The organism is Ideonella azotifigens (assembly GCF_006519715.1).
Classification (GTDB): domain Bacteria; phylum Pseudomonadota; class Gammaproteobacteria; order Burkholderiales; family Burkholderiaceae_C; genus Ideonella; species Ideonella azotifigens.
The window spans coordinates 1-3,808 of sequence record NZ_VIDT01000543.1; the positions used below are offsets into that span (position 1 = coordinate 1).

At 66.8% G+C, this 3,808-nt stretch carries 4 protein-coding genes; all 4 read right to left on the reverse strand.

Annotated elements, in window-relative coordinates; translation table 11 throughout:
• A partial coding sequence (locus FKP22_RS23695; RefSeq protein WP_141290133.1) for a YfgM family protein occupies positions 1-635 on the reverse strand: 635 nt, incomplete at its 3' end.
• A gap of 101 nt (positions 636-736) precedes the next feature.
• Positions 737-2,056 (reverse strand): histidine--tRNA ligase, encoded by a 1,320-nt coding sequence (gene hisS, locus FKP22_RS23700; protein ID WP_141290134.1) that lies wholly within the window; start codon positions 2,054-2,056, stop codon positions 737-739.
• 113 nt (positions 2,057-2,169) lie between these two features.
• The gene (gene ispG / locus FKP22_RS23705) at positions 2,170-3,474 is read right to left on the reverse strand and encodes a flavodoxin-dependent (E)-4-hydroxy-3-methylbut-2-enyl-diphosphate synthase (protein ID WP_141290135.1); all 1,305 of its coding nucleotides are present in this window, start codon (positions 3,472-3,474) and stop codon (positions 2,170-2,172) included.
• A gap of 10 nt (positions 3,475-3,484) precedes the next feature.
• A partial coding sequence (locus FKP22_RS23710; protein WP_211361548.1) for a DUF4115 domain-containing protein occupies positions 3,485-3,808 on the reverse strand: 324 nt, incomplete at its 5' end.

The window sequence follows — 3,808 nt, forward strand, 5'->3', positions numbered from 1 at the left end:
GCGGCGGCCTGGGCGGTCAGCTTGGCGTCGATCACGCGGCGGTAGTCCTGCTTCTCATCCATCGCCTTCCAGGCCTTCTGCCAGGCGGCCACGGCCTCGGCCGTCTTGCCCTGGGCCATCAGCACGTCGCCACGCCTGTCGTCGGCCAGCGCGGCGAATTCGGGCGACTTCACGGCATCAACCTGCTTCAGTGCTTCGTCATAGGCCTTCTTGTCGATCAGCAGCGCGGCCAGGCGCAGGTGTGCCAGTGCCTGGTAGTCGTCGTCGCTGGCCTGCGTGGCCACCCACTCGAGCGTGGCCTGCGCGGCATCGGCCTGGCCCTTGTCGGCCTGGACATGCGCCGCCAGCAGGCCGCCTTGCTGGGCGAAGGTGGTGCGCGGGAAGCGCTGCTTCAGGTCATTGAAGACCAGTGCGGCCTTGGCGGCGTCGCCGGCCTGCACGGCATGGTCAAGTTCATCGAACATGGTGCCGGCCTTGGCGGCCTGGTCACGCTGGTAGTAGTTCCAGCCGTTCCAGCCGGCGAAGCCGGCCAGCACCAGCGTCAGCGTCCAGGTGATCAGGTTGCCATACTGCTTCCAGAACGCCTTGAGCTCGTCGAGTTGTTCTTGTTCCTGAAGGTCGAGATTGCTTGCCATGAACACGGCCCACGCGAGGCGGGCATAGAAATCGGAACCCGGCAGGGCCAGGGCGTTTTGGGATGCAGTTGGCGCTCGAAGCTTCAGGCGCCAACTGCGGATTATGCGTTGCCTGCAGGCCCGCGCAGCAGCCCGGCCCAGTGCTTCACATCGGCCAGCGGCTGCAGGCTTTGTTCCCCCGCCTCGCGCAACGGCTTCAGCGTGACCTGGCCCTGGCTCAACTCGTCGGCACCGAACACCAGCGCGTAGCGGGCACCGCTGGCATCGGCCTTCTTGAACTGCGATTTCATGTTGCCGCCACCCGCATGCATCTGCACCGCCACGCCTTCGGCACGCAAGGCTTCGAGCACCGGCAGCACCTGCGGCAGCGCTGCAGCATCAGGGATCACTGCATAGGCGTCCGCCGCGCCGCTTGGCACCGGCAGGCCCAGTTCCTGGATCAGCAGCAGCAGCCGCTCGATGCCCAGGCCAAAACCCACCGCTGGCGCGCTCTTGCCGCCCAACTGCTCGATCAGCCCGTCGTAGCGGCCACCGCCGCACACCGTGCCCTGCGAGCCCAGGTGGTCGGTGACCCACTCGAAGACGGTCAGGTTGTAGTAGTCCATGCCGCGCACCAGGCGGGTGTTGACGCGGTATTCGAGGCCGGCGGCGTCAAGGATCGCGCGCACCGCATTGAAGTGCGCCAGCGTCTCTTCACCGAGGAAATCCATCAGCTTGGGCGCGGCTTCCACCATTGCCTGCATTGCCGGATTCTTGGTGTCCAGGATGCGCAGCGGATTGCTGTGCAAGCGGCGCTTGGCATCTTCGTCCAGCAGCTCGGCGTGGGCTTCGAAGTGGGCGATCAAGGCAGCGCGGTGCGCCGCACGTTCTGCCGGCTGGCCCAGGCTGTTCAGCTCCAGGCGCACGTGGTCACCCTCCACCAGACCCAGCTCCTTCCACAGCCGGCGCACCAGCAGGATCAGCTCGGCGTCCACGTCAGGACCGGCAAAGCCCAGCGCCTCCACGTCCAACTGGTGGAACTGGCGGTAGCGGCCCTTCTGCGGCCGCTCGTGGCGGAACATCGCGCCCAGGGTCCACAGCCGCAGCGGGCCGTTGTAGAGCGCGTTGTGCTCGACCATTGCGCGCACGATGCCGGCGGTCGCCTCGGGGCGCAGCGTGAGCTGGTCACCGTTCATCGAGTCGGTGAAGGAGTACATCTCCTTCTCGACGATGTCGGTCACCTCGCCCAGGCCGCGCACGAACAGCGCGGTGGGTTCGACGATGGGCGTCAGGATGTACTGGTAGCCATAACGCGCCAGCACCGAGCGCACGGTGGACTCGAACCAGTGCCACAGCGCCGAGTCGGGCAGCTTGTCCTTGCGGGTCACGCTGCCCGGCAGGATGTCGTTCATCCCCTTGATGGCCTGTAGGGTCTTGCTCATGGTGGTTTGCAACAGAAATGGCAGCCTGAGCCCCGAAAGTGGGCTCGGCAAAGTCATGTAAAGCTTGCGCGGCCAGGCCGCGCAGGGTCAGCGAGCGAAGGCGCGTGGCAGCGTCAATGCGCGGCTGTCACGCTGCCGTAGCGGCGCTCGATGTACTGCTCGACCACCGTCTGGAACTCGGTGGCAATGCCCTCGCCGCGCAGCGTCATGGCCTTTTCACCGTCGATGAAGACAGGCGCGGCCGGCGCTTCGCCGGTGCCAGGCAGGCTGATGCCGATGTCGGCATGCTTGCTCTCACCCGGGCCGTTGACGATGCAGCCCATCACGGCGACCTTCATGCTCTCGACGCCCGGATAGCGCGACTTCCAGACCGGCATCTGCGCACGCAGGTAGTCGTCGATCTGCTTGGCCAGCTCCTGGAAGGTGGTGCTGGTGGTGCGGCCACAGCCGGGGCAGGCGGTGACGCTGGGATTGAAGCTGCGCAGGCCCAGCGACTGCAGGATTTCCAGCGCGACCACGACCTCTTGCGTGCGCGCCTCGCCGGGCTGCGGCGTCAGCGAGACACGGATGGTGTCGCCAATGCCTTGCTGCAGCAGCACCGACAGTGCCGTGGCCGAGGCCACCGTGCCCTTGGTGCCCATGCCGGCTTCGGTCAGGCCCAGATGCAGCGCGTAGTCGCAACGCTGCGCCAGCGCGGTGTAGACCGAGATCAGGTCCTGCACGCCGCTGACCTTGCAGCTGATGATGATCTGGTTGGCCGACAGGCCGATGGACTGCGCGTCGCGGGCGGAATCCAGCGCCGACTGGATCAGCGCCTCGTACATCACCTGCTTCACGTCCCAGGGCTTGGCGCGGTGGCTGTTGGTGTCCATCAGCGCGGCCATCACCTCCTGGTCCAGGCTGCCCCAGTTGACGCCGATGCGCACCGCCTTGTCGTAGCGGCAGGCGGCCTCGATCATCTGCGCGAACTGCTTGTCGCCCTTCTCGCCCTTGCCCACGTTGCCGGGGTTGATGCGGTACTTCGACAGCGTCTCGGCGCAGGCCGGATGCTCGGTCAGCAGGCGGTGGCCGTTGTAATGGAAGTCGCCCACCAGCGGCACGTCAATGCCCATGCGGTCCAGCTGCTCGCGGATGTGCGGCACTGCGGCAGCGGCCTCGGGCGTGTTGACCGTGATGCGCACCATCTCCGAGCCGGCAATCGCCAGCTCCTTGACCTGGATGGCGGTGCCGATGACGTCCACGGTGTCGGTGTTGGTCATGGATTGCACGCGCACAGGCGCATCGCCGCCCACCGTCACCACGTGCGATCCCCAGGCCACGCGGGCCTGGCGGCTGCGGCGCGCCAGCGGGCTCAGCACGGGGATGGGGGCTCTGTCGTCGGGCACCTCGACCTGATCACGCGCGGCTTGCTCAGTCATCTTCATCAACCTATTTCAGCTCGAGGCGGACCACGTTGTCCCGCGTCAGCGATTGCAACTCGATCGGCTTGCCGCGCAGCGTCAAGTCGGTGCCGACGGCATTGCCGATCTTCACACGCATCGGGAAAGCCCCGCTCAGCCCCACGGTATCGCCGGCGGCCACGGTGCGCGCGAGCAGCGTCTTGCCGCTGCCATCAATGACCTCGATCCAGGAATCCTGGCGCGCATGCAGTTGCAGCGGGCCAGCCGGGTCCAGGCCCGCCGAAGCGGCCGGTTGCGGTTTGCTTGCAGCCTCGACGGCGGCCAGTGCAGCCACGCTGCTTGCAGCGGGTTT

Excerpts from the sequence above, each read along its gene's own strand:
- hisS (WP_141290134.1), bottom strand. The coding sequence starts at position 2,056 with ATGAGCAAGACCCTACAGGCCATCAAGGGGATGAACGACATCCTGCCG.
- ispG (WP_141290135.1), bottom strand. The coding sequence starts at position 3,474 with ATGACTGAGCAAGCCGCGCGTGATCAGGTCGAGGTGCCCGACGACAGA.